Raw genomic sequence first — 25,124 nt, 5'->3', positions numbered from 1 at the left:
GTGGCTGCCTTTCTTGATCGTTTGGGCCGGTTGGCCTTCCGGCGGCGCTGGCGCGTCTTGGTGCTGTGGGTACTGGCGCTGGTCGCCGCGGGCATGGCGTCGGCGCTGGCGCCGGCTGCGCCTGATGGCTCCTACTCGATGCCGGGGACGGAGTCGCAGCGGGCGTTCGACCTCATCGAGGAGCGCTTCCCCGCCAACAGCACCGGGAGCGCCAGTTCCGAGGGGGCGAGCGCGAAGCTCGTGTTCGTGGCGCCGGATGGCCAGAAGATCACCGACCAGGCGAACCGATCGGTCGTCGACGGGGTCGTGGGCCAGGTCGGCGACCTCGATCAGGTGGTCCGGGCGGCCGACCCGTACCGGACGGACGCGGTGAGCAAGGACGGGTCCACGGCGTACGCGTCGGTCACCTTCGAGGTGAAGGCGAAGGACGTCGACGACAAGGTGAAGCAGGACCTGGAGCAGGCCGTTGAGGAGGGACGGGACGCGGGGCTGACGGTCGAGGTCAGTGGCTCGGTTCTGGCCACCCAGCCGTCGGGCGGTGCGACCGAGCTGGTCGGCGTGGTGGTGGCGGCCGTGGTCCTGCTGATCACGTTCGGTTCGCTGGCCGCTGCGGGCCTGCCGCTGCTGACCGCGCTGATCGGTGTTGGGATCGGCGCCGCGACGATCATGGCTCTCAGCAGTGCGCTGGGCCTGTCCAGTGCCACCAGCACGCTGGCGATGATGCTGGGCCTCGCGGTCGGGATCGACTACGCGATGTTCATCGTCTCCCGCTACCGGGAGGAGCGTGCCCGGGGGCTCGCGCCGCAGGACGCGGCAGGGGTGGCCGTGGGCACGGCCGGGTCGTCGGTGGTGTTCGCAGGCCTGACCGTGGTGATCGGCCTGGCCGGCCTGTCGGTGGTGGGGATCCCGACGCTGACCCAGATGGGACTGGCAGCGGCCGGCACCGTGGCGCTGTCGGTACTGGTCGCGGTGACCCTGGTCCCAGCCCTGCTCGGGATTTTCCCCCGCGCCGTCCTGGCGCGCTCGACACGCCGTTCCACCCGCCGTGGCGTGCGGTCCGCCGTAGGCGAGGGCAAGCCGAACATGGGCAGTCGGTGGGCCCGCCTGGTAGTTCGCCGGCCGCTGCCCGTGCTGCTGGTGGCGGTGGCGGCCCTGGGTGTGATCGCCCTGCCTGCCGCACAGCTGCACCTGGGCACGGCGGGAGACGAGTCCAAGCCGACCTCGGCCACCGAGCGCCGCGCCTACGACGCCCTGGCCAAGGGCTTCGGCCCGGGCTTCAACGGCCCGCTGACCATCGTCGTGGACGCCAAAACGGCCCAGGACCCCAAGGGCGCCGTAGAAGCGAGCGCCCGGGAAATCGGCGCCGTCGACGGTGTCGTGTCCGTCTCGCCGGCACGCTTCAACACCGCGGGCGACACCGCGGTCTTCTCCGTCACCCCGGCCACCGATCCCCAGGACGAGCGGACCAGCACGCTGATCCACACCTTGCGCGACGACCGGCCGACGATCGAGAAGGCCACCGGTGCGACGTTTATGGTCAGCGGCAGCACGGCGGGCAACATCGACAGCGACCAGAAGGTCCAGGGCGCCCTCGTCCCGTACCTCGGACTCGTGGTGGGCCTGGCCTTCCTCCTGCTCCTGATCGTGTTCCGTTCCGTGCTGGTCCCGCTCAAGGCGGCGCTCGGATTCCTGCTGTCGGTGCTGGCCGCCCTCGGCGCGGTCGTCGCCGTCTTCCAGTGGGGATGGCTTGCCGACCTGCTGGGTGTGCATCAAACCGGCCCGATCATGAACACCATGCCGATCGTCATGGTCGGCATCGTCTTCGGCCTCGCCATGGACTACGAGGTCTTCCTCGTCACCCGCATCCGGGAGGCTCATCTGAAGGGCGAACGTCCCGGCCAGGCGATCGTCTCCGGCTTCCGCCACAGCGCCCGGGTGGTCGCCGCCGCGGCCGTCATCATGATCTCGGTGTTCTCCGGATTCATCGGCGTCAGCGAACCCATGATCAAGATGATCGGTTTCGGCCTCGCCACCGCCGTGCTGTTCGACGCGCTCGTCGTGCGGATGACGATCGTGCCCGCCGTCCTCGCTCTGCTGGGCAAGCGTGCCTGGACGATGCCCCGCTGGCTGGAGCGGATCGTGCCCCGCGTCGACGTCGAGGGCAACGCCCTGACCACCGATACGAACGCCACGGCAGCAACACCCGACGAGACGGAGCGACAGGGTCTCCCCGTCCACTAGTGGCAGCCTGGAGGTGCCGCCCACCTGGACACGGGTGGGCGGCACCTCCAGAACGCTCCGCCGACCCGGCGTACACCATGATCACTACACACGCAGAAGGCACGATGATCATGACCTGGCAGCGCTACCTGCGCAGTCATCCCCGCAAGGTCGACACCACGGTGGCCCTGGTGCTGTTCGTCGTGGCCTTTCCCGGCAGCTTCGTCAGCGTCGACCACCTGGCCGCACCCGCCCACGGGTGGCTCGGTGTACTCCTGGCCGGTATCTCCTGCGCCGCACTGCTGTGGCACCGCACCCGGCCGAGGCTCGTCACCACCGTCGCCATCCTGTGCGCGACCGCTATGGCCCTGGCCGGCTACGTGATGACCGTCCTGCTGCTCGCCCCGCTGATGGCGGCGCTCTACTCACTGGCCGAGCGCACCGACCGCGGGACGACCCGGAACTTCACCCTCGCGGCCGTCGCCCTCGCCGTCGGCGCCTCTGCGATCGGCGGACCCGCCGGAGAATCGCTGGCTCTCAAGGTGATCGGCCCGATCGCCTACCTCCTCCTGCCGGCCGCCCTCGGCTCCACCGCCCGCTTCCGCACCGCCTACCTGGAATCGGTGCACGCCCGCGCCGAATACGCCGAACGGACCCGCGAGGAAGAAGCCCGGCACCGCGTCGCCGAAGAACGCATGCGCATCGCCCGCGAACTCCACGACGTCTCCGCCCACCACCTCGCCCTGGCCAACGCCCAGGCCACCACCGCCGCCCTCCTCATCCGCAGCCACCCGGAACAGGCCGAGAAAATGGTCACCGCCCTTGGCGAGACCACTGCCACCGCCCTGCGCGAGATGAAAGCCACCGTCGGACTCCTGCGCCAGCAGAACGACACACCCGACGACCCCCTCCAGCCGGCCCCCGGCCTCGCCCAACTCCCCGCACTCCTCGACACGCACACCGCCGCCGGACTCACCGTCACCCTCGCCACCCACGGACAACCCCAGCCCCTCACCCCCGGCGTGGACCTCACCGCCTACCGCATCGTGCAGGAAGCGCTCACCAACATCGCCAAGCACGCCCACACCAGCACCGCGGAAGTGACCCTCACCTACACCCACGACCGGCTCGCCATCAGCGTCACCGACCAAGGAACGGGCCCCGAAAACACCCCGGGCAACGGGTACGGTCTCATCGGAATGCGGGAACGCGCGCTGTCCCTCGGCGGACAACTGCACGCCGGACGCCGTCCCGCCGGCGGCTTCGAAGTCACCGCCGAACTCCCCCTGCACCCGAGCTCATCCCATGAGGACAGCACGCCATGACCATCCGCGTCCTGCTCGCCGACGACCAGGCCCTCCTGCGTGAGACCTTCCGCATCCTCGTCGACTCCCGGCCCGACATGGAAGTTGTTGGCGAAGCCGCCGACGGCGACGAGGCAGTTACGCTCACCCGCACGCACCGTCCCGACGTCGTCGTCATGGATATCCGCATGCCCGGCACCGACGGCCTCGCCGCCACCGCCGCCATCTGCGCCGATCCCGACCTGTCAGCCACCCACATCCTCATCCTCACCACCTTCGACACCGAAGAACACGTCGCCCGAGCACTGCACGCCGGAGCCAGCGGCTTCCTCGGCAAAGACGTCGGCGCCGAAGGACTCCTCCACGGCATCCGCACCGTCGTCGCCGGCGACGCCCTCCTCTCACCCCAGGCCACCCGCAACCTCATCACTCGCTTCCTCGCCACCCCCCAGCCTGGCACCCACCCCGCAGCCCAGAAAAGCCTGGCCACCCTCACCGCCCGAGAACGTGAAGTCATGGCCCTGGCCGCAGAAGGCCTCACCAACACTGAGATCGCCGGAAAGCTCTACCTCAGCCCTCTGACCGTGCGCACCCACATCCACCACGCCATGAACAAACTCCAAGCCCGCGACCGCGCCCAACTCGTCGTCATCGCTTACCAGACCGGCCTTGTCCACCCCAACCCACCACGTTGCTGATCGACGTCACAGGAAATCCCATACTTGGCGTGTGGTCCCTGGGCTGCCCGCCCTGGAGGCTGTCTCCCTGCACAGGCGTGAGCCCATCAATGACTGCCATGCCGCAAGTCCTCGAAGCCCACATCTGCGACGGTGACCTCGTCACCGTCCGCCGCCAGGACTCCGCCGACCATGGGGACATAGTCGCCGCGCTGCTGGACGGCGAAGCCACCGTCAAACGGCTGCGCCGCGAGGACGACCGCGTCTGGCTGACGCCCCACAACACCGCCTACGAGCCGATTCCCGGCGACGATGCGGCCGTTCTCGGAGCCAGGGGGCGCGGACGGCGGGGCGGGGCGGTATGCGAAGAAAATATTTGAGCGCGATGTCCACCGACGTGCCGCGATCATCGGGCCGAAGCGGGCCTGAGAAAGCCGGCCTTGGATCGGCGGACCAGCAGCTGGCCCGCGAGGACGGCAACCATGGAGGCGATCAACGCGGTCGTCTGCTGCACCGTCCCTGGCTGGATAACCCTGCCCAGCTGCGTGAGGCACAGGGCCATCAGTAGGGCCGGATTGCCGGTGAGTCGCCGGGGCGTCGGCGTACGGAAGGCCCACAGGGTGCGGCCTGCCGTCAGCGTGGCCGTACAAGCGGCGAAGAAGGCGATTCCTGCGCGGCGTCCTCGCGCAGCCGCCGCTCCTTTCGGTCAAGCCGCTGGGTGAGCAGCACGACCACCAGGAAGACGGCGAGTGATCCGGTGGGGAAGTGAATCTGCTCCATGTCCGGAAGCGACCAGGTGTGGAGGCCTTCGGCTCGGCGAGGTCCTCGAAGTACGACCCGGTGCCATCGGTCCATGTGCGGGCGTAGAAGCCGAGGTCGGGACGGCCGGGCGCGTACAGGAGCGCGAGGTCCAGGTCGGCGGTGGCCAACCCCGGGGCGACGGCACTCGCCAGGGGCTTGGAACACCCCTGTCCCGTCGTCCTTTCTGAACCAGCGGATGCGGCGGCTCGCGGAGGCGGACGCCGAGGGGGCACGGGGCAAGGAGGCGTGGGCGTATCCCACGCTCACCCTCAGATGGGCGGAGCGGTACTACGCCTCGGAGCGCGACCTGGCCGACGCGATGCTGGCCGACCTGGAGGAGCTGGAGCGCAGGCGTCCGTAAGTTCTGCGGAAGTAGACCAGAGGACCGGTGTCGTCCGGGGCCGCCGCGAGCGCGGTGACCCGGCCGAGGACGACGGTGTGGTCGCCGCCGGGCAGCCTCCCCGCCAGATCGCACTCGATCCAGGCGAGCGCGCCGTCAAGCAGAGGTGCGCCGTTGTTCCCCGCACGCCAGGCGACCCCGGCGAACTTGTCCCCGCCGGTCACCGCGAACTGCCGGCACAGCTCCTGCTGGTCGGCCCCGAGGACGCTGACGGCGAAGCGGCCGGCGCGGCGGATCCTCGGCCACGTGGACGAGGTGTGTGCCGGGCAGAAGCACACCAGGGGCGGGTCCAGCGACACCGAGGAGAACGACTGCACGGCCATCCCCACGGGCCGGCAGTCCTCGACCGCGGTGATCACCGCTACCCCGGTGCAGAAGCTGCTGAGCACCTCCCGCATCGCAGCGTCGTCGACGCCCTGTGCGGCCCGCAGGGGAGGGCTCTCGGGGGCGAGTGTGGACATTGCTTCCTCCGATGTTTCCAGCACGGATGTTTCCGACTAGAAATGGTGGTCGGGTTGCCGGTCAGGCCGCGGTCAGGCCCAGGTCTGCTGCCAGGCGGCCGCGGTGCCACGCCGGCGGGCCGAAGAGCCGGCCCGAGCCGTGCGCGCGCTTGAAGTAGCGGTGGGCGTCGTGCTCCCAGGTGATGCCGATGCCGCCGTGCAGCTGGATCATCTCGCCCGCCACCCTCGAAAAGGCCTCCGAGCAGGCGGACTTGGCGACGGCTGCGGAGCGGGTCAGCTCCGGTGAGCCCGCGGCGGCGGCGAAGGCGGCGCCGAGTGCGGCCGAGCGTGCCGACTCCACCAGCACGTACGCGTCCGCGAGCCGGTGCTTGACGGCCTGGAAGGAGCCGATGGGCCGGCCGAACTGCACGCGGTCCTTGGCGTAGGCGACCGTGAGTTCCAGGCAGCGTTCGGCCGCGCCGACCTGCTCGGCGGCGAGCGCCGTGCAGGCCAGGTCAAGGACGTGCCGCAGCACCCGGCCGCCGTCGCCCTCCTCGCCGATGAGCCGGCCCGCGGCCCCGTCCAGCACCACGCCAGCCTGCGCCCGCGTCTGGTCCATCGTGACCGCCGCCTCCCGGCGCACCCCAGCCCCGTCCACGGCCATGTGGAAGAGCGAGATCCCCGTACCCGTCCGGGCCGCCACCAGCAGCACCTCGGCCCGGGCCCCGTCGAGCACGTGCTCCTTGGTCCCGGTGATCCGCCATGCCCCGCCCGGTTCGGGGGCGGGCTCGGCTTCGGCCCGGATCGCCGCCGGGTCCCAGGATCCCTGCTCGGCCCATGCCACGGCCCCCACCGACCTACCCTCTGCGAGCCGTGGCAGCAGTTCCGCGCATGCCGCGGCGTCGCCCGAGGCGAGCAGTGCCTGCGCGGCGAGCACCGCGGAGCCGAGGTAGGGCACCGGGCTCAGCTCCCGCCCCAACTCCTCCATGACGACGTGGACCTCCTGGGCTCCGCAGCCCGCGCCGCCGTACTCCTCCGGAACGGCGAGCCCCGCCACGCCGATCTGCTCGGTCAGGGGACGCCAGGCCGCCGCGCCCTCATGGCGCCCGAGCAGCGATCGTACGGCGGACCGTAGTTCCTCCTGTTCCTCCGTCAGTCTCATCCGCCTGCTCCTTTCTGTGCGACCCGGCGGGGCTCGTACGGCCGCGGTCGGCTCTCTCCGTCCAGGACGCGGGCGCGGCAGGCCGCGGGTGTGCCCCAGACGGACCGCAGCGCACGGGCCTTGCGGATCCACAGGGAGAGGTCCAGTTCCTCGGTGTAGCCGAGGGCTCCGTGGAGTTGCAGGGCCGTGCGGGCGGCGGTGTACGCGGCCTCGCACGCGCTCACCTTCGCCGCGGCGATCTCCCGGCCGGTGGACGGGGCGTCCGCCGCGAGGGCCAGTGCCGCGGCGTGGATCAGGGGCTGGGCGAACTCCAGGGCGATCAACGCGTCCGCCAGACGGTGTTTCACCGCCTGGAACGAGCCGATGGCGACTCCGAACTGGGTGCGCTGCTTGGCGTATTCGACCGTCCGGGACAGCAGGGTCCGGCCCAGCCCGAGGGCCTGGGCCGCCGTGGCAAGGGCAGCGACATTCGCCGCGTGCGCGGCCGCGGCGGCCACCTCGGGTCCCTTCGCCAGAACGGTGCCGCCGAGCGGCCGGGACAGCCGCCGCGCCGGGTCGGCGGACGGCTGGAGGGGGCCCGCCGACTCCGCCAGGCGTACGGTGTCGCCGTCCACCACGAAGACCACGTCGGCGGCGTCGGCGTCCAGGGCGTACGGACTGCCGGGGGAGAGCAGGCACAGGGAGGCGGCGGTCTTGCCGGAGGCGATGCCGGGCAGCCAGGCGGCGGCCGGGGCCTCGTCGCCGAGGCGGTCCAGGAGGGCCGCCGCGGCCACGGTCTCCACCAGCGGGCCGGGTACGGCGTGGCGGCCCAGCTCGGTGAAGGCGACGGCCAGTTCGACCGGCAGTACGCCCAGGCCGTCGTGCTCCTCCGGGACGGCGATGGCGAAGACCCCGGCCTCCGCCAGTCGCGCCCACAGGGCACGACCGGGAGTGGTGTCCCCGGACGCCCAGGCCCGTACGACCGCGGGGGTGTCGGCCGTCGTCAGCATGCCGTCCAGGGTGCGGGCGAACTCCCGCTGTTCGTCGTCGAGGAGGAACCGCATCACCGGCGTCCCTTCGGCAGGCCGAGCAGCCGCTCGGCGATGATGTCGCGCTGGATCTCGTTGGTGCCGGCGTAGATGGGACCGGCGAGGGAGAAGGTGTACCCCTCGGCCCAACTCCCGTGTGCGGGCGCCTCCTCGGCGTCGTCGGCGAGTTCGCCGTACGGGCCGAGCAGGTCCAGCGCGGTCTCGTGCAGGGCGATGTCCAACTCGGACCAGAAGACCTTGTTGAGGCTCGATTCCGCCCCGATCGAACCTCCCGCGGCGATCCGCGAGGCGTTGGCATAGGTGAAGAGCTGGTAGGCGCGGGCGCCGATCACCGCGTCGGCCACCCGGTCGCGCAGCGCGGTGTCGGAAGGATCCGCCTGCGCGCGCCAGAGAGCGGTGAGCCGGTCGGCCGCGGCCGTGAAGCGTCCCGGGCTGCGCAGGGTCAGCCCGCGCTCGTTTCCCGCCGTGCTCATCGCGACCCGCCAGCCCTGGCCCGGCTCGCCGATGACGTCCTCGTCGGGGACGAAGACGTTGTCGAGGAACAGTTCGGCGAAGGCGGGCTTGCCGTCGAGCCGCCCGATGGGGCGTACGGTCACGCCGTCCGCGTCGAGCGGGAACATCAGGTACGTCAGGCCGTGGTGTGGTTTCCCGGCGTTCGGGTCGCTGCGGAAGAGGCCGAAGGCGCGGTCGGCGAAGGCTGCTCGGGAGGACCATGTCTTCTGCCCGCTCAAGCGCCAGCCGCCGTCGGTGCGGACGGCCGTCGACCGCAGCGACGCGAGATCCGATCCCGACTCCGGCTCCGACCAGGCCTGTGCCCAGATCACCTCGCCGCTTGCCATCTGCGGCAGGATGCGGGCGCGCTGCTCGTCGGTGCCGTGCTCGAACAAGGTGGGGGCGAGGAGGTTGATGCCGTTCTGGCTGACGCGCCCGGGGGCGCCGGCCGCGTAGTACTCCTCCTCGAAGATCAGCCACTCCAGGATCGAGGCGGCCCGGCCTCCGTATGCGTGGGGCCAGGAGACCACCGACCAGCGGTCACCGAACAGCGTGCGCTCCCACTCCCGGTGTGCCGCGAATCCTTCGGCGGTCTCCAGGGATGGCAGGGGAGCGGCGGGGACGTGGGCGGCGAGCCAGTCGCGGGCCTCGGCGCGGAAGGCGTCCTGTGCCGCCGTGAAGTCCAGGTCCATCAGGCGGAGGCCTCCTTCGCACCGGCCTTCTTCATCGCGCGGACGTCCATGCCGCCGAGCGAGTCCTTCGCTGTCTCCGCGTTGTGTGCGTGCGCCAGGTGGTGCAGTCCGAAGACGGAGTCCATGCCGGTGTGCATGCCCTGCAGATCCTCGGCCTGGTTGACGGCGCGCTTGGTCAGGGCCAGTCCCATGCGGGGCATCTCTGCTATTCGGGCCGCCAACTCCATGGTGTGGTCCGTGAGTTCGGCTCGGGCCACGACCCGGTTCACCATTCCGACCTCGTACGCGCGCTGTGCGCTCATCCGGTCGCCCGTGTACAGGAACTCCTTCGCGATGCGCGGCGGCATCACCCACGGGTGGGCGAAGTACTCGACTCCGGGGATGCCCATGCGCACCACGGGATCGGCGAAGAAGGCGTCATCGGACGCGACGATCAGGTCGCACACCCAGGCCAGCATCAGGCCGCCGGCGACGCACGCGCCCTGCACCGAGGCGATCATGGGCTTGGGCAGTTCGCGCCAGCGGCGGCACATGCCCAGATAGACCTCGGACTCGCGGGCGAAGCGGCTCTCCGCGCCCTGCTTGTCCGAGTGGTCCCACCAGAGCCCGGCCCTGCGGTCGAACGGCAAGTGCGCGTCCCGTTCGGGTGTCCCGATGTCGTGGCCGGCGGAGAAGTGCTTCCCCGCTCCGGCGAGCACGACGACCTTGACCTCGTCTTCGTCGGCCGCGCGGTAGAAGGCCTGGTCCAGCGCGTATGTCATCGCGGAGTTCTGGGCGTTGCGGTAATCCGGCCGGTTCATCGTCACGACTGCGACGGGGCCGCGGCGTTCGTAGCGGACAGGCGCCGTGGACGCGGTGCGGGCAGCGGACATCCGCCCTCCTTCCCTAACAAGTGTTTGGTAGGTTAACGTACGAGTCCCCGGCCGTCGAGAAGTCGCGCCGTCCCGCCGCGAGTCCCTCCAACGAGAGTCGTCCGGAGCCGCCAAATGAGCAGCAGCGTCGAGGAGTTCCGTACCGAGGTCCGCGCCTGGCTCCGGGTCAACGTCACCGGCGAGTTCGCCGCCCTCCGCGGGCGCGGCGGCCCCGGACGGGAACACGAGGCGTATCCCGAACGCCTCGCCTGGGAGCGGCACATGGCCGCCGCGGGCTGGACCTGCGTCGGCTGGCCGAAGGAGTACGGCGGCCGCGGCGCCACCCTCGAGCAGCAGGTCGCCTTCCACGAGGAGTACGCCCTCGCGGACGCCCCCGCGCGCGTCAACCACATCGGCGAACAGCTGCTCGGGCCCACCCTCATCGCCTTCGGCACCCAGGAGCAGCGCGAGCGCTTCCTCCCGCCGATCGTCGCCGTCGAGGAGCTGTGGTGTCAGGGCTACAGCGAGCCGGACGCCGGGTCGGACCTGGCGAACGTACGGACCCGGGCCGAGCTGGACGATGGGGGCACCTCCCGCTCGAGCGAAGCCGAGAGTGGGGGAGAGTGGGTGGTCACCGGGCAGAAGATCTGGACCTCACTCGCGCACGAATCCGACTGGTGCTTCGTCGTCGCCCGCACCGCACCCGGGTCCACCCGCCACCAGGGGCTGTCCTATCTGCTGGTGCCGCTGGACCAGCCCGGTGTGGAGGTCCGGCCGATCACCCAGCTGACGGGCACCTCCGAGTTCAACGAGGTCTTCTTCGACGGCGCCCGCACGCGGGCGTCGAACATCGTCGGAGCGCCGGGCGAGGGCTGGAAGGTCGCCATGGCCACGCTCGGCTTCGAACGGGGTGTGTCCACCCTCGGCCAGCAGGTCGGCTTCCGCCGCGAACTGGAGGCGGTCATCGAGCTGGCCAAGCGCAACGGCGCGGCCGCCGACCCACTGATCCGGGACCGGATCGCCCAGGCCTGGATCGGTCTGGAGATCATCCGCGGCAACGCACTACGGATGCTCGAAGGCGTTGCCGCGGGGGCACCGGGCCCCGAGGCGTCCATCGGCAAGATCTTCTGGGCGACCTGGCACCGCGAGCTGGGGGAACTCGCCATGGACGTGTGCGGCACCGCCGGGATGCTCGCGGCCGGTGAGCCGTACGAACTCGACGACTGGCAGCGGCTGTTCCTCTTCTCCCGCTCCGACACCATCTACGCCGGATCGAACGAGATCCAGCGCAACATCATCGCCGAGCGGGTGCTCGGCCTGCCGAAGGAGGTCCGCCCTTGAGCGCACCGGCCACGCCCCCGCCGTACGTTCCCGGCCACGCCCTGCTGGCCGGGCGCACCGCCGTGATCACCGCCGCCGCGGGAGCCGGCATCGGCGGCGCGACCGCGAAGCGGCTGCTTGAGGAGGGCGCGAGCGTCGTCATCTCCGATGCCCACGCCCGCAGGCTCAAGGAGTCCGAGGCGGAGCTCGCTGCGGAGTTCGGCGCGGACCGGGTCGCGTCGCTGCCCTGCGACGTGACCGACGAGACGCAGGTCGGCGCGCTGTTCGACCTGGCCGAGCAACGGCACGGACGCCTCGACATCGTCGTCAACAACGCCGGTCTCGGCGGCACGGCCGACCTCGTCGACATGGCCGACGAGCAGTGGGACAAGGTCCTCGACGTCACCCTGAACGGCACCTTCCGCTGCACCCGCGCCGCGCTGCGCCGCATGAAGGCGGCAGGTAGCGGGGGCGTCATCGTGAACAACGCCTCGGTGATCGGCTGGCGCGCACAGAAGGGCCAGTCGCACTACGCCGCCGCCAAGGCCGGGGTCATGGCCCTCACCCGCTGCGCCGCGCTGGAGGCCGCCGAGTACGGCGTACGCGTCAACGCCGTGTCGCCGAGCCTGGCCATGCACCCGCACCTGGTGAAGGTCACCACGCCCGAACTGCTTCAGGAGCTGACATCGCGCGAGGCGTTGGGCCGCTACGCCGAGCCGTGGGAGGTGGCCAACGTCATCGTCTTCCTGGCCAGCGGCTACTCCTCGTACATGACGGGCGAGGTCCTGTCCGTCAGCAGCCAGCACGCGTGAGACGAGAATGACCGTGTGCCAAAAACCAGCAGCAGCAAGCAAGTGCCGAAAGCCGGCAGCAGCAAGCAGGTGCCGAACGCCGGCAGCAGCAAGAAGGCCCCGATGAGCCCGTCGCCCGAGCGGCGCGAGGAACTCCTGGCCACGGCGGCCGAGGTGTTCGCCGCGCAGGGGTACAACGCCACCACGGTCCGCAAGATCGCGGACGCGGCGGGGATGCTCGCGGGCAGCCTCTACTACCACTTCGACTCCAAGGAGTCGATGCTCGACGAGATCCTCTCCACCTTCCTGGACGAGCTATGGGGCCGGTACGACGCCGTGCTCGCCGCCGGGCTCGGCCCCAGGGAAACCATCGAGGCCCTCGTCACCGAGTCCTTCCGGGAGATCGACCGGCATCTCGCCGCGGTCGCCATCTATCAGAAGGAGTCCAAGCACCTTCAGACCCAGCCGCGCTTCGGCTATCTCGCCGACTCGCAGGTGAAGTTCGAGAAAGCGTGGCTCGGGACGCTCGAGCGCGGAGTGGCCGCCGAGGTCTTCCGCGCCGACCTCGACATCCGCCTCACCTACCGCTTCGTGCGCGACACCGTGTGGGTCGCCGCGTCCTGGTACCGGCCGGGCGGACAGCACAGCCCCGAGGAGATCGCCCGCCAGTACCTGTCGATGGTGCTGGAGGGCGTCGCCCTCCGCGAATGACAGCGATCGCCCTCCGCGTACGACCGCGCGAGTGCATCCATCGAAGGACATCCAAGAAGGAGCGGCCATGGCCGAGGCATACATCGTCGAAGCGATACGCACCCCGGTCGGCAGGCGGAACGGCGGGCTCGCCGCCGTGCACCCTGCCGACCTCGGCGCCCACGTCCTGAAGGCGCTGATGGAGCGCTCGGGCGCCGACCCGGCGGCCGTCGAGGATGTCGTCTTCGGCTGCCTGGACACCGTCGGACCGCAGGCCGGCGACATCGCCCGCACCTGCTGGCTGGCCGCCGGGCTGCCGGAAGAGGTGCCCGGCGTGACCGTCGACCGGCAGTGCGGCTCCTCGCAGCAGGCCGTGCACTTCGCCGCCCAGGGAGTGCTCTCCGGCACCCAGGACCTGGTGGTCGCCGGCGGCGTCCAGAACATGTCGCAGGTGCCGATCGCCTTCGCCAGCCGCCAGGCCGCCGAGCCGCTCGGGCTGACCGAGGGCCCGTACGCCGGCTCCGAGGGATGGCGGGCCCGCTACGGCGACCGGCCGGTCAACCAGTTCCACGGCGCCGAACTGATCGCCGAGAAGTGGGACATATCCCGCCGGGACATGGAGGAGTTCGCGCTGCGCTCGCACCAGCGGGCCGTCCGCGCCATCGACGAGGGCCGCTTCGACCGCGAACTCGTCGCATACGGGGACGTGACGACCGACGAGGGCCCGCGCCGCGACACGACCCTGGAGAAGATGGCGGGCCTCAAGCCGGTGATGGAGGGCGGCCGGCTGACGGCCGCCGTCTCCTCACAGGTCTCCGACGGCGCCTCCGCCATGCTGCTCGCGAGCGAACGCGCCGTACGGGAGCACGGGCTGACCCCGCGCGCCCGGATCCACCACCTCTCGGTACGCGGCGAGGACCCGATCCGGATGCTGTCCGCGCCGATCCCGGCCACCGCCTACGCGCTGAAGAAGGCCGGGATGACGATCGACGACATCGACCTGGTCGAGATCAACGAGGCGTTCGCGTCCGTGGTGCTGGCGTGGCTCAAGGAGACCGGCGCCGACGCGGAGAAGGTCAACGTCAACGGCGGTGCCATCGCCCTCGGCCACCCCCTGGGCGCCACCGGCACGAAGCTCATGACCACGCTGCTGCACGAACTGGAGCGCACGGGCGGGCGGTACGGGCTGCAGACGATGTGCGAGGGCGGCGGCCAGGCGAACGTCACGATCATCGAGCGTCTCTGAATCGAGCGCCTCTGAGATCGAGTGCCAGTGCCACCGAGCTGTGCCGGTCGGTCCGAGGTTCCGCCTTGGGGCCGACCGGCATGCTCCCTCACCCGGGCAGCGGCAGCGCCCGAAGGGTGGCGTCGGCCTCGGCCATGATCCGGTCGACGAGCTCCGCGCAGGACGGCAGATCGTCGATGAGGCCCGCGACCTGGCCGGAGGCCATCACGCCGAGATCGGTGCGCCCGTCGACCATCGAGGCCTTCAGCAGCATCGGAGTGTTGGCGGCCAGCAGCACCTGACTCCAGGTCAGCTCCTTGCCGTGCTTCATTGCCAGACCGTCGCGGACCATCCGAGCCCAGCTCATGCCGGACTCACGCTTGAAGGCCGCGGCGTGGCGGACCGCCCGCAGCAGCGCGGCTGCCCGGCCCGAGCGCTCCAGCGCGTCGACCAGCTCGGTGCGCAGCATCCGGTGCGGGAGGCCGTCCACCTTGGTGGTGACGGTGACGTCCCCCACCGCCGCGGCCAGGTACTTCGCCTTGACCGCGTCGGGGACGGTGCTGTCGGACGTGAGCAGGAACCGGGTCCCCATGGCGATCCCCGCGGCGCCGTAGGCGAGCGCGGCGACCAGGCCGCGGCCGTCGTGGAAGCCGCCGGCCGCGACGACCGGGATGTCCACGGCGTCCACCACCTGCGGGAGCAGCACGGTGGTGGCCACGTTCCCGGTGTGCCCGCCACCCTCGCCGCCCTGCACCACCACCGCATCGGCGCCCCACGCGGCGACCTTCTCGGCGTGCCGCCTGGCGCCGATGGAGGGGATGACGACGACACCCGCGTCCTTGAGGCGCCCGATCAGTTCCCGGGAGGGCGCGAGCGCGAACGAGGCGACCTTCACGCCCTCGTCGACGATGATCCGTACGCGCTCGGCCGCGTCCCCCGCGTCCGCCCGCAGATTGACCCCGAAAGGCGCGTCCGTACGGGACTTCACCTCCCGTACGGCGGAGCGGAGCTGCTCGACGGTCATGGTGGCGGAGGCGAGGATCCCCAGCGCTCCCGCGTTGGCGGCGGCCGAGACCAGACGCGGGCCCGCCACCCACCCCATGCCCGTCTGGACGATGGGGTGGCGCACGCCGACCAGCTCGGTGAGCGGGGTGGCGATCGTGACGTCGCTCATGCCGTCGGCACCTCGCGGTCCCGCAGCCCGTTCGGGTCGATCACCTCGCGGATCAGCCGCAGCTCCTCGGGCGTTGGCTCGCGGGTGTACGGCACGTCGTCGGGGATGGTGAGCGCGAAGCCGGTGGCCTCCCTCACCTGCTTGACCGTGACACCGGGGTGGAGCGAGCGCAGCCGCATCGTCTGGTCCGGGGTCTCGAAGTCGAAGACGCCGAGGTCGCTGATGACGTTCGGGATGCGGTGGTAGCGGCTCGCGGAGGGTCCGGCTGCGGCGGCACGGTCGTACCCCACTCCCGACACCATGTCGACCCGCTCGACGAACACCCGCGTCGAGTGCCGCGGCACCCAGTAACTCGTGGGGTTGTTGAGGGTGTTGACGGGCGCACCGCGCACCCCGAGAAGCTGTCGCTTGGGCCGGGCCCAGTCGCCGATGCAGGAGATGTTCTGGTTGCCGTGGCGGTCGAGCTGGCTGGCACCCATCATCACGTGCCGCCGCCCGGTGGCCACCATCGCCAGATGCTGACGGTACGGCAACCAGCCCTCCACCACCTGGGCCTTCGCGCCCACCGCGGGCACGTCACCGATCAACAGCGCCTCGCCGTCGGTCAGCAGCAGGTCGGGGGAGAAGGTGAGCTTCGCCAGCCGGGCCCCGATCGTGGGAACGGTGCCCATGGGGCTGGCCAGCACCTCGCCCGCGTCCCGCCAGGCCTCGGCGCACGCCACCACGCAGTACTCGGCCCGCGTCGCCGTCGTCGTAGCGACATCGCTCATGCTGCTGCCTCCTCCTGTGCTTTCTCCTTGTGGAACACCGCCACCGCGGCCTGGTACGCGTCCTCGTCCCCGGACAGGAACCGCTCGGTGAAGGCCCGCCAGGCCTCGGGATCCCGCGCCGCCTGGGCATACGCGCGCTGGAAGGCCTCGTCGCGGTCGTGGTCCGGGACGCAGGAGGTGAAGTGCGCGCCGTTCGGGGTCTCCACGACGCCGTTCACGAACGCCCGCTTGACCAACAGCGACTGCGGTCCGGAATCCTTCAGCAGATCCGCGGTCTCCACGATCCGCTCGCACGACACGTACGCGGCGTCGGCGGCCTCGCAGAACAGGTCGTCGAAGTACGGGTCGGGGCCCAGGTACTGGGCATTGCCGTGCACGTCCGCGCGGTTGAGGTGGACCAGCGCGGCGTCCAGCCGCAGGGCGGGGACCGCGACCAGCTCCTCGCCGTCCTCGTACGGGGACGTGACCGTGCGCAGCGACGGGTTGACGCTCATCACGTCCGAGGCGAGACCGGCCCGGATCGGCATGAAGGGCAGCCGATGCGCGGCGGCCGTCAGGCCCCACATGAACATGGCCTCGTCCAGCTCCACCATCTCGAACTCGCCGCGCTGCCGGGCGGCTTGGAAGTGCGGCTCCAGGGGGATGGAATCGAGGGTGACGAAGGCCGCGACCAGCTTGCGGATCTTCCCGGCCGCGGCGAGCAGCCCGACGTCGGGGCCGCCGTAGCTGACGACGGTCAGGTCGGTGACGTCGGAGCGCAGGAGCGCGCGCACCAGCGCCATCGGCTTTCGCCGGGAGCCCCAGCCGCCTATGCCGATCGTCATGCCGCTCTCGAGGCGGCCGACCACCTCATCGGCGGTCATCGTCTTGTTACTCAACTCCGGTTCTCCTTCGACGATGCGGACGACGGTGACGCGGGCGACGGCGATGCGGACGACGCCGATGCGGACGACGACGGTGCGGACGACACGAAAGCGTCACGGTGCTTGTCGGCGACCCCGCTGAGGTTGGCCTCGAACGTGAAGCCCTGCTCGAAGCGGTAGCTGCGGCGGACGTCCACCGGGTCGATGCCGTTGATCGCGGCCTTGGCGAGGCGGATCAGGTCGCCGTCCTTGGCGGCGATCTCGCGCGCCAACTCCACGGCTGCATCGAGAAGTTGCTCGCGAGGGACGACCCGCCACACCGAGCCGTGCCGGTGCAGCTCCTCGGCGGTGGCGGTTCGCGAGGTGTAGTACAGGGCCCGCATCAGGTGCTGGGGGACCAGCCGGGCCAGATGGGTGGCCGCGCCGAGCGCGCCCCGGTCCAGTTCCGGCAGGCCGAAGGTCGCGTCGTCGCTGGCGACGATCGCGTCGGCGTTGCCGACCAGGCCGATGCCGCCGCCCAGGCAGAAGCCCTGCACGGCGGCGACCACCGGGACCTCGCAGTCGTAGACGGCGGCGAACGCCTCGTAGCAGCCGCGGTTGGCGCCGATGAGGGCGCCGTGCCCGTCCGTGCGCTGCATCTCCTTGATGTCGACGCCTGCGTTGAAGCCACGGCCCGCGGCGGTCAGCACCACGCAGCGCACCTTCGGGTCGGCCCCGGCAGCGCGCACGGCGGTGGCCAGGTCGTACCAGCCCTGTACGGGCAGGGCGTTGACCGGTGGGAAGTCGACGGTGATGACTGCGATGCCCTCTTCCGGGGCGGAGGTGGAGACACCCATGAGCGGATCAGCTACCTTTCCACCAAACATTTGTTAGGTCGCAAGGTAGCAGCGGACCGCGCGCTGCGGGAGGTGCGAAGTGGCAGCGATCATGAATCTGTCCGGCTCCGTCGCCGTCGTCACCGGGGGAACCCGGGGTGTCGGCGCGGGCATCACCAGGGCCCTGCTCGAAGCCGGCGCGCAGGTCGTGACCTGCGCCCGACGACCCCCGGACAAGCCCGTCGAGGCGGCGGGGCGCACGGCCCGCTTCCTCCCCGTCGACCTGCGCGACACGGAGGCGGTCGACGGGCTCTTCGCACAAGTGCGGAGCGAGTACGGACGGCTGGACACCCTGGTCAACAACGCCGGAGGGACGCCCTTCCGGATGCTCGGCGACGGCGGAGTGGAACGGCACGCCCGGGTCGTCGAGCTGAACCTCCTCGCGCCGCTGACCGCGTCCCTCGCCGCGTACGAAGTGATGCGCAATCAGAGCGGGGGTGGGTCGATCGTGATGATCGGCAGCGTCAGCGGGACCCGTCCGTCACCGGGCAGCGCGGCGTACGGAGCCGCCAAGGCGGGCCTCGAGCACCTCGCCCGCTCCATGGCCGTGGAATGGGCGCCGACCGTGCGGGTCAACACGCTCGTCCTCGGCATGGTCCGCACCGAACTGTCCCATCTGCACTATGGGGACGAGGACGGCATCGCCGCCATCGGCCGCACCGTGCCGCTCGGCCGGCTCGCCGACCCCGCCGAGATCGGCGACGCCTGCGTCTTCCTCGCCTCCGACCGGGCCTCGTACATCAGCGGCGCCAGCCTCCACGTTCACGGTGGTGGGGAGCGCCCGGCCTTCCTCGACGCCGCCACCGTCAACAACTGACCGCCTGGCCGCCTCAGGCGGTGGTGACGGAACGACCAGTTCGGACCGCACGGCCGAACGACCAGCTCAGACCCGCACGTGAGATCCGCACGTGAGACCCGCACGTCAAAGGAAGGACACACATCCATGACCACCGGAATCTGCACCGGACGCGTCGTCGTCGTCACCGGGGCGGGGCGCGGGCTCGGCCGCGCGCACGCGCTCGCCTTCGCCGCCGAGGGCGCCCAGGTCGTCGTCAACGACCTGGGCGTCGGACTCGACGGCACCGGCGGGGCCACCGGGCCCGCCCAGCAGGTCGTCGACGAGATCCAGGCACTCGGCGGCGAGGCCGTCGCCCACGGCGGCGACATCGCCACCGCCGACGGCGCGGCCTCCCTAGTCGCCACCGTGCTGGACACCTTCGGCCGCCTCGACACTCTCGTCAACAACGCCGGATTCCTGCGCGACCGCATGCTCGTCAACCTCGACGAGGACGACTGGGACGCCGTCATGCGCGTCCACCTCAAGGGCCACTTCCTGCCGCTGAAGCACGCAGCCGCGCACTGGCGCGCCGAGGCGAAGGCCGGCCGGACGCCGGAGGCCCGGGTCGTCAACACCAGCTCCGGGGCAGGACTGCTCGGCAGCGTCGGCCAGGGCAACTACTCCGCCGCCAAGGCCGGGATCGTCGGCCTGACCCTCGTCGCCGCCGCCGAGATGGGCCGCTACGGCGTCCAGGTCAACGCGATCGCCCCCTCCGCCCGCACCCGGATGACCGAGCAGACCTTCGCCGACACGATGACCGCCCCCGAGGACGGCGCCTTCGACGCCATGGCTCCGGAGAACGTCTCCCCCCTCGTCGTGTGGCTGGGCTCCGCCGCCTCCGCCGGGGTGACCGGCCGGGTCTTCGAGACCGAGGGCGGGCGGATCACGGTCATGGAGGGCTGGCGGCCGGGCCCCACTGCGGACAAGGGCGCCCGCTGGACCCCGGCCGAGGCAGGCGAGACGGCCCTGAAACTGCTCGCCGATTCCGAGCCTCCGCAGCCGGTGTACGGGGCGCGGTAGGTCCGCCGACGAGCCCCGCTGGTGAAGGGCCCACTGTGGGCGTCGCCAGCTCGATGGCCTGCGGTCACCCTGGACAGGCCGGTCTACTGCCGGTCGACGTTCACTGCCGGTCGATGTTCACTTCCGGTCGACGAGGCCGGATTCCCAGGCCCAGGCGGCGATCTCCACGCGGTTGCGGGCGGCTAGTTTCGACTGCACGTTGCCGAGATGGGTTTTCACCGTGCCCACCGAGATGGACAGTTCGGCTGCGATCTCCGCGTTGGTCAGTCCCCGGGCCACCAGGCGTACGAGGTCCAGTTCGCGCGCCGACAGGGCGCTGTGCACCGCGCCCTGCGCCCTTCGGCGCGTGGTCGCCGTGCTGTTGAGTTGGCGCAGCAGCCGCACCGTGATCGAGGGGCTGACGAGGGCCTCACCCGAGGCTGCTGCCCGGATCGCCTCGACCAGGAGCGCTGGTCCCGAGTCCTTGATCAGGAATCCGCAGGCGCCGTCGTGCAGGGCGCGGTGGACGTACTCGTCGTCGTCGAAGGTCGTGACGACGACGACCTTCGGTGGGGCGACGGTGCCGGGGCGGGTGAGCCGGCGCAGGGCCTCCAGGCCGTCGAGGCGGGGCATGCGGATGTCCATCAGTACGACGTCGGGGCGGTGCCGCCCGGCGAGTTCCACCGCCTGCAGGCCGTCGCCGGCCTCGGCGACGACCTCGATGTCGTCCTCGGCGGCCAGGATCATCGCGAATCCGGCGCGGACCATGGCCTGGTCGTCGGCGATCAGCACCCGGATGGTCATCGGGCCGCTCCGATCGGGGCGGCGGCCGGGGCCGCCGGGAGGGTGGCTTCGAGGCCCCAGCCGCCGTCCGCGCCCTGGCCGGCCTCGATGCGGCCGCCGATCATGCTCACCCGCTCGGCCAGTCCCCTCAGCCCGTACCCGGCACCGGTGGTGTGCCGCGGCCGTCCGTCGTCGCCGACCCGTACGGTGACGCCGTCCCCTGTCCGTACCACGGCCACCCGCACCTCGGTGCAGCCGCGGGCGTGTTTGCGTACGTTGGTCAGCGCCTCCATCACCACCCGGTGCACGGTGGTGGTCACCTCCACCGGCAGGTCGTCGAACGTCCCCTCCACGTCGAGTCGAGCCCGCGCGCCGCCGATCGCCGAGAAGCCCTCGACGAGCGATCGCACCTCGGCGATCCCCGCCAAGGGAGTGAGAGCGGGTTGCCCGGCGCTGTCTTTCCCGTCGCCGTTCCCACCCCCGTTCTTCGGGGTGCCTTCCTGCCCGTCGGCGTCGCGCAGCATCCCCACCATGAGGCGCATGGACGACAGTGCCTCCGTCCCCGCCTGCTCGATCCGCTCCAGCGCGGGCCGTACGAGTTCGGGGCGCCGCTCGGCGATCGCCAGGGCGCCCTGCGCCTGCACGACGATGCCGGTCACATGGTGGGCGACGAAGTCGTGCAGGTCGCGTGCGAACTCCGTGCGCTGCTCCAGGCGCAGCGTGGCCGCCCGGCGCCGCCGGTCCGCCCTGACCAGCCGCCAGGTGACACCGGCGCTGAGCACCGCCGTCGACACAACGGCGAAGAACAGTGCCGTGATGACGCTGATGTCCACCACCTCGACCGCGATCGGCCGCAGCACGATCGCCACCCACAGGACGGGAGGGACGGCCCAAGCCACCCACGACCGACGTCCGCGCAGCGGGACGAGCAGCAGCAGCCACAGCAGCGCGGCCGGTTCCGTGAACCCGTACGCCTTCGAGGCCAGTGGATCGGGTGCGGTGCCGGGCCCGGCGCGCAGGACGACTGAGACCGCCAGCGACGCCACCACCGCCAGGCCGGCGACCATCGGCAGCGCCTTGGCGCCGAGCCAGGGCGAGGCGGCGACGGAGGCCACGGCCAGCAGGGCACAGCACAGTTTGGCGAAGTCGAGCCCCTGTCCGCCGAGCAGGCCGCCCCAGTAGTCGGCCAGTAGGGCCGCGCACAGGACCGCCAGCCACGCCGACCATGCAATCCAGGGCGCCACGGCCCGCGTTCGCGCCCGCCAGGAAGGCTTTTGGGAAGCCCACCTGGAATCCGAGGGATCGGACGCCGCTCGGCCGAAAGTCGTAGCCGGCCGCGCAAGTTCTGCCTTTCGCCGGATCCGGCGCGCGGCGCGGCCGGGCAGAGTCGGGTCCGTCGGGCGGGTTCCGCGATCCATCACACCCAGGAGCATGTCATGGGCAACGCCAGCTTCCGTATCGAGTCCGTGGAGGTGCTGGGGCCCCTCCTCGCCGCGTTCGCCGTGCTGCTCGCGGCGCGCGCCTCGAGGAAGCGCCCCGGCTGGTACGGCAGGCCGGCGCTGACCCGGCTCGTGGCGGCGGGCTACGTCGCGGGCTTCCTGCACTTCACGATCTTTCCGATCATCGTGGACCGGGCCCAGAACGAAGCGTCCTGGACCGGCCAGGTCCAGCCGATCCCCTTCCTCAGCGTCCTCGCGATGGACCCCACCGTCGTGCTCAACGTGATCCTTTTCGTGCCGTTCGGTCTGCTACTCCCGCTGATCGCGAAGGGTGAACTCTCGGTGAAGGGGGTCGCCCTGCGGTCCCTGGCCGTCAGCCTGACGATCGAGCTGACCCAGCTGGGGATGTACATCCTGTTCAGCAACGGCCGGGGGACGGATGTCGACGACCTGATCGCCAACACCCTCGGGGGCGTGCTCGGTTACCTGATCCTGCGCCGGGTCCTGCGATCCTCCGCGCTGTCCGGCCTCGTACGCGACTTCGCCCTGCCGGGAACCGCGCTCGCGGCCTCGGCCACGGAGACGGTGTCCGTGGTCGCGGCCGCGCCTGGCGCGCGCTGACCGGCGGCGGCACGGCAGCGATCAGGCCCCGCGGGGCCTGATCGCCGTCGCTACAAGCGCTAAGCCCGTGCCCGCGACGCCGGACTCGAGGCCAGCCACGAGGGCGTCGACTGGCTCCTCGCCCAGGACGAGCTTCCCGACAGCGTCTTCGAGGCCACGTCGGTGAATGTCCACCGGGCCAACGCCCCCCGCTACGCAGACCTCGGCATCCGCTCCGTCGACCTCACACCGGCCGCCGTCGGCGCCGCCGTCGTACCGCCCGCCTGTGCGGCGCGCCGCGGTCGGTTGACGACTTCCGCCGGGTCCTCGACATCAACCTCACCGGTGTCTTCATCGGCATGCGGACCGTGATCCCGGTGATGAAGCGGAACGGCGGCGGCTCGATCGTCAATATCTCCTCCGCGGCGGGCCTGATGGGCCTGGCCATGACCGCCGGGTACGGAGCGTCAAAGTGGGGGGGTGCGCGGGCTCACCAAGGTCGGCGCGGTGGAACTCGGCACCGCCCGCATCCGCGTCAACTCCGTCCACCCCGGAATGACCTACACCCCTATGACCGCTCACACCGGAATCCAGCAGGACGAGGGCGGGTACCCCAACACGCCCATGGGCCGGGTCGGCGAGGCTCCGGAGATCGCGGAGGCGGTGGCCTTCCTGCTCTCGGATGCCGCCTCGTACGTCACCGGCGCCGAACTGGCCGTCGATGGCGGATGGACCACTGGCCCGACGGTCCAGCGGCTCATAGGCGGATGACCGGCCGGGCCGGCCGTCCGGACGGATGATGGACGCACGGACATGTGCGGTGGAGGTGTTGGATTGCGCCGACGCGATCAGGAATCGGCACACCGGGCCAGTGATGGTGCCGGTGCGTTGGGCCCGGTCGCGTGGGTGGAGGAGGCCGTCGAGTCGATCGGTACGACCTTGGACGAGCGGACGACATGCGCGGAGCTGGCCGGTTTCCTGTGCCGGCAGATGTGTGACGCCGCCGGGGTGGATCTGCTGTCCGAGGATGTCCCGGCCGGGCGCCATGCGCGAGGTCTGGCTTCGTCCCCTGTCGCAGCAGCAGGGCGCAGCGCCCTCCTGGAAGCGTGGACCGCGCACAGCGGCAGATTCCCGTCCGACCAAGCCCTGGGCGAGGGCCGTCCGATCATCGCCTCCGACGACGTGTCCGGCAGCATCCCCCGCAGGGCGGTGTCCGTGCCGCTGCTTGCGCACGGCCGTCTGTACGGGGTGCTGTTCGCCATCCGAACCGGTGCGGCCTTCACGGGTCAGGAAATAGCCGGCATGCACTACGCGGCACGTCTCGCTGCCGTCCATATCGGCCACGCACGCCGGCACACCGCGGTGCACAGCACCGCGCTGAACCTGCAGCGCGCCCTGTTGTCCGAGCCTGGCCGGCCTCACCCGAACCTGGACCTCGCCAGTCGCTACCTTCCCGCGGGTCGCGGCGCACTCGTGGGAGGGGACTGGTTCGAAACGGTACGACTGCACTACGGACGCACCTTGCTGATCATCGGGGACGTCATGGGGCACGGGCTCGACGCCGCGGTGGACATGAACGCCTACCGCTCCATGCTCCGCTACGTGGCATCGACGGAACTGCCACCTCACAGGGTGCTGCAGCAGGTGGACGCCGCCGTCATCGAGGACGGGCCCAGCCGCCCGGCCACCTGCCTGCTCGTCCGCGTGGACCCCGCGCGCGGTGCTGCCGTGCTGGCCAGCGCGGGTCATCTGCCTCCGGCGCTGTTCGCCGATGACGGCACGGGCGATCTACTGGATCTGACCGTGGGCCCTCCCCTGGGTACCGGTGTGGGCGGCTTCGAGCAGACCGTCCACGGCCTGACCCCCCACGACACCCTCGTCATGTTCACCGACGGCCTTGTGGAGCGGCGTGGGGAGGACATCGACACCTCCCTGGCCCGACTTGCCGGACTGTGTCTGTCACCGACCACCGGCGTCGACGAGCTGCTCGACCAGATCCTCGTCCGCCTCGAAGCCCACAGCGCGGAGGACGACGTCGCCGTACTCGCCGCTCGCATGCGTCACCGTGCCGGACACCACCCCTCCGCGTAACTCCCTCACCTTCCAGAGGCGGTACGGGTCTTGTCATCAGGTCCGTTCGAGGGGCTCGCGGAGGCCGGGCCGAATACCCCTCCCTGGCGCAGGACGGCGTAGCCGATACCGATGCCTGCCGCCACGGGCCATTCCAGGACGCCGACTAGGCCGAGCGTGCCGAGGCCGAGGAAAAGGGGGAGCCCACCTTTGGCTGGCAAGACGCGCTGAACTGCCGTGACGGGCATCGCGGCGACTTTTGCAACGGCTGAGGCGGCGCGCCCGACAGGTATGTCGATGGTGAGCGTGTGCTCGTCGCGCCCGTTCGAGGGGCTCGCTGCCTTCTTGCGCGCGGAGGCCGGCCGGCTGGGAGTTTTCGCCGTGCGGCTGCGGGCTTGCTGAGCGGTGGCGTTCACGGTTTTTCCTCCTAATGCACGGTTCGTTTTCTGAATGACGTTACAGATTTGGCAATTGTCATTCCCTGGGGCTTATGTTGCCTATGGGGCGCGATGACGGCCTCTGAATGGCATCTGCATCAGAAGGTGCTGTCGCTCAGCCCATGTCCGCTGCTCGCCGGAAAGCGGGAGGTGCCCAGTGCTGCCGTGGAGTGGGGTTCTGCC

General features: G+C 71.0%; 24 protein-coding genes and 2 pseudogenes. 13 read left to right on the top strand and 13 right to left on the bottom strand.

What is annotated here, in order from left to right; genetic code table 11:
* The 4 genes and pseudogenes from ABT009_RS40220 to ABT009_RS40205 all read left to right on the top strand — a co-directional run.
* A complete protein-coding gene (locus ABT009_RS40220; RefSeq protein WP_351306434.1) occupies positions 1-2,241 on the top strand; it encodes an MMPL family transporter in 2,241 nt (746 codons plus the stop codon).
* Positions 2,242-2,318: 77 nt separating this feature from the next.
* The gene (locus tag ABT009_RS40215) at positions 2,319-3,545 is read left to right on the top strand and encodes a sensor histidine kinase (RefSeq protein WP_351306432.1); all 1,227 of its coding nucleotides are present in this window, start codon (positions 2,319-2,321) and stop codon (positions 3,543-3,545) included.
* Complete coding sequence (locus ABT009_RS40210) at positions 3,542-4,222, top strand: response regulator transcription factor (protein ID WP_351306431.1); 681 nt, start codon at positions 3,542-3,544, stop codon at positions 4,220-4,222. The genes ABT009_RS40215 and ABT009_RS40210 overlap by 4 nt, the downstream gene beginning before the upstream one ends.
* A 107-nt stretch (positions 4,223-4,329) precedes the next feature.
* Positions 4,330-4,581 (top strand): annotated as a pseudogene (locus ABT009_RS40205) (LexA family protein); the annotation flags it as partial.
* Positions 4,582-4,834: 253 nt separating this feature from the next.
* Here the strand turns inward: ABT009_RS40205 and ABT009_RS40200 are convergent.
* The 6 genes from ABT009_RS40200 to ABT009_RS40175 all read right to left on the bottom strand — a co-directional run bounded on the left by ABT009_RS40200 (position 4,835) and on the right by ABT009_RS40175 (position 10,088).
* A complete protein-coding gene (locus ABT009_RS40200) occupies positions 4,835-4,981 on the bottom strand; it encodes a hypothetical protein (protein ID WP_351306429.1) in 147 nt (48 codons plus the stop codon).
* Positions 4,982-5,290: 309 nt separating this feature from the next.
* On the bottom strand, positions 5,291-5,863 hold the full coding sequence (locus ABT009_RS40195) for a flavin reductase family protein (protein ID WP_351306427.1): 573 nt from the start codon (positions 5,861-5,863) through the stop codon (positions 5,291-5,293).
* 61 nt (positions 5,864-5,924) lie between these two features.
* A complete protein-coding gene (locus ABT009_RS40190; RefSeq protein WP_351306426.1) occupies positions 5,925-7,004 on the bottom strand; it encodes an acyl-CoA dehydrogenase family protein in 1,080 nt (359 codons plus the stop codon).
* Positions 7,001-8,047: an acyl-CoA dehydrogenase family protein gene (locus tag ABT009_RS40185; RefSeq protein ID WP_351306424.1), complete on the bottom strand. Its 1,047-nt coding sequence runs from the start codon at positions 8,045-8,047 to the stop codon at positions 7,001-7,003. The genes ABT009_RS40190 and ABT009_RS40185 overlap by 4 nt, the downstream gene beginning before the upstream one ends.
* A complete protein-coding gene (locus tag ABT009_RS40180; RefSeq protein ID WP_351306423.1) occupies positions 8,047-9,216 on the bottom strand; it encodes an acyl-CoA dehydrogenase family protein in 1,170 nt (389 codons plus the stop codon). The genes ABT009_RS40185 and ABT009_RS40180 overlap by 1 nt, the downstream gene beginning before the upstream one ends.
* Complete coding sequence (locus ABT009_RS40175; RefSeq protein WP_351306421.1) at positions 9,216-10,088, bottom strand: enoyl-CoA hydratase; 873 nt, start codon at positions 10,086-10,088, stop codon at positions 9,216-9,218. The genes ABT009_RS40180 and ABT009_RS40175 overlap by 1 nt, the downstream gene beginning before the upstream one ends.
* 114 nt (positions 10,089-10,202) lie before the next feature.
* On the opposite strand from ABT009_RS40175, the gene ABT009_RS40170 reads away from it, so the two are divergent.
* From ABT009_RS40170 to ABT009_RS40155, 4 genes are all read left to right on the top strand, one after another.
* Entirely contained in the window at positions 10,203-11,408 is a 1,206-nt protein-coding gene (locus ABT009_RS40170; protein WP_351306420.1) for an acyl-CoA dehydrogenase family protein, read from the top strand.
* Positions 11,405-12,199, top strand: a complete 795-nt coding sequence (locus ABT009_RS40165) for an SDR family oxidoreductase (RefSeq protein ID WP_351306418.1) — start codon at positions 11,405-11,407, stop codon at positions 12,197-12,199. Before ABT009_RS40170 ends, ABT009_RS40165 begins: the two co-directional genes overlap by 4 nt.
* 102 nt (positions 12,200-12,301) lie before the next feature.
* Positions 12,302-12,889, top strand: a complete 588-nt coding sequence (locus ABT009_RS40160) for a TetR/AcrR family transcriptional regulator (RefSeq protein WP_351306455.1) — start codon at positions 12,302-12,304, stop codon at positions 12,887-12,889.
* Positions 12,890-12,956: 67 nt separating this feature from the next.
* A complete protein-coding gene (locus ABT009_RS40155; protein WP_351306416.1) occupies positions 12,957-14,114 on the top strand; it encodes an acetyl-CoA C-acetyltransferase in 1,158 nt (385 codons plus the stop codon).
* An 88-nt stretch (positions 14,115-14,202) separates the two neighbouring features.
* On the opposite strand, the gene ABT009_RS40150 is transcribed toward ABT009_RS40155, so the two are convergent.
* From ABT009_RS40150 to ABT009_RS40135, 4 genes are read right to left on the bottom strand one after another with little or no spacing between them, the layout of a single operon-like run.
* Positions 14,203-15,267, bottom strand: a complete 1,065-nt coding sequence (locus tag ABT009_RS40150; RefSeq protein ID WP_351306415.1) for an NAD(P)H-dependent flavin oxidoreductase — start codon at positions 15,265-15,267, stop codon at positions 14,203-14,205.
* The gene (locus tag ABT009_RS40145; protein ID WP_351306413.1) at positions 15,264-16,037 is read right to left on the bottom strand and encodes a CoA-transferase subunit beta; all 774 of its coding nucleotides are present in this window, start codon (positions 16,035-16,037) and stop codon (positions 15,264-15,266) included. Before ABT009_RS40145 ends, ABT009_RS40150 begins: the two co-directional genes overlap by 4 nt.
* The gene (locus ABT009_RS40140) at positions 16,034-16,915 is read right to left on the bottom strand and encodes a CoA transferase subunit A (protein WP_351306411.1); all 882 of its coding nucleotides are present in this window, start codon (positions 16,913-16,915) and stop codon (positions 16,034-16,036) included. The genes ABT009_RS40145 and ABT009_RS40140 overlap by 4 nt, the downstream gene beginning before the upstream one ends.
* Positions 16,912-17,736 (bottom strand): enoyl-CoA hydratase family protein, encoded by an 825-nt coding sequence (locus ABT009_RS40135; protein ID WP_351306409.1) that lies wholly within the window; start codon positions 17,734-17,736, stop codon positions 16,912-16,914. The genes ABT009_RS40140 and ABT009_RS40135 overlap by 4 nt, the downstream gene beginning before the upstream one ends.
* A 91-nt stretch (positions 17,737-17,827) precedes the next feature.
* Here ABT009_RS40135 and ABT009_RS40130 point away from each other — a divergent pair, with 91 nt between their 5' ends.
* Positions 17,828-18,592, top strand: a complete 765-nt coding sequence (locus ABT009_RS40130; protein WP_502990054.1) for an SDR family oxidoreductase — start codon at positions 17,828-17,830, stop codon at positions 18,590-18,592.
* Between the two features lie 126 nt (positions 18,593-18,718).
* The gene (locus ABT009_RS40125; protein ID WP_351306405.1) at positions 18,719-19,633 is read left to right on the top strand and encodes an SDR family oxidoreductase; all 915 of its coding nucleotides are present in this window, start codon (positions 18,719-18,721) and stop codon (positions 19,631-19,633) included.
* Between the two features lie 117 nt (positions 19,634-19,750).
* Here ABT009_RS40125 and ABT009_RS40120 read toward each other — a convergent pair whose 3' ends face one another.
* Together ABT009_RS40120 and ABT009_RS40115 are read right to left on the bottom strand one after the other, a co-directional pair.
* The gene (locus ABT009_RS40120; protein WP_351306403.1) at positions 19,751-20,416 is read right to left on the bottom strand and encodes a response regulator; all 666 of its coding nucleotides are present in this window, start codon (positions 20,414-20,416) and stop codon (positions 19,751-19,753) included.
* A complete protein-coding gene (locus ABT009_RS40115; RefSeq protein WP_351306401.1) occupies positions 20,413-21,639 on the bottom strand; it encodes a sensor histidine kinase in 1,227 nt (408 codons plus the stop codon). Before ABT009_RS40115 ends, ABT009_RS40120 begins: the two co-directional genes overlap by 4 nt.
* A gap of 192 nt (positions 21,640-21,831) precedes the next feature.
* Between ABT009_RS40115 and ABT009_RS40110 the strand changes: the two genes are divergently transcribed.
* The 3 genes and pseudogenes from ABT009_RS40110 to ABT009_RS40100 all read left to right on the top strand — a co-directional run bounded on the left by ABT009_RS40110 (position 21,832) and on the right by ABT009_RS40100 (position 24,525).
* Positions 21,832-22,455: a VanZ family protein gene (locus ABT009_RS40110; RefSeq protein WP_351306399.1), complete on the top strand. Its 624-nt coding sequence runs from the start codon at positions 21,832-21,834 to the stop codon at positions 22,453-22,455.
* Positions 22,456-22,736: 281 nt separating this feature from the next.
* Positions 22,737-23,205 (top strand): annotated as a pseudogene (locus ABT009_RS40105) (SDR family oxidoreductase); the annotation flags it as partial.
* A 117-nt stretch (positions 23,206-23,322) separates the two neighbouring features.
* Positions 23,323-24,525, top strand: coding sequence for a PP2C family protein-serine/threonine phosphatase (locus tag ABT009_RS40100; protein ID WP_351306398.1), 1,203 nt, complete (start codon positions 23,323-23,325; stop codon positions 24,523-24,525).
* 5 nt (positions 24,526-24,530) lie between these two features.
* On the opposite strand, the gene ABT009_RS40095 is transcribed toward ABT009_RS40100, so the two are convergent.
* Positions 24,531-24,920 (bottom strand): hypothetical protein, encoded by a 390-nt coding sequence (locus ABT009_RS40095; RefSeq protein WP_351306396.1) that lies wholly within the window; start codon positions 24,918-24,920, stop codon positions 24,531-24,533.
* Between the last annotated feature and the right edge of the window lie 204 nt (positions 24,921-25,124).

Origin of the sequence: Streptomyces sp. NPDC002896 (genome assembly GCF_040295225.1) — a bacterium.
Taxonomy (GTDB): Bacteria; Actinomycetota; Actinomycetes; order Streptomycetales; family Streptomycetaceae; genus Streptomyces.
The sequence above is the reverse complement of the archived record's forward strand: the minus strand, read 5'-3'. Positions and strand labels throughout refer to the sequence as shown.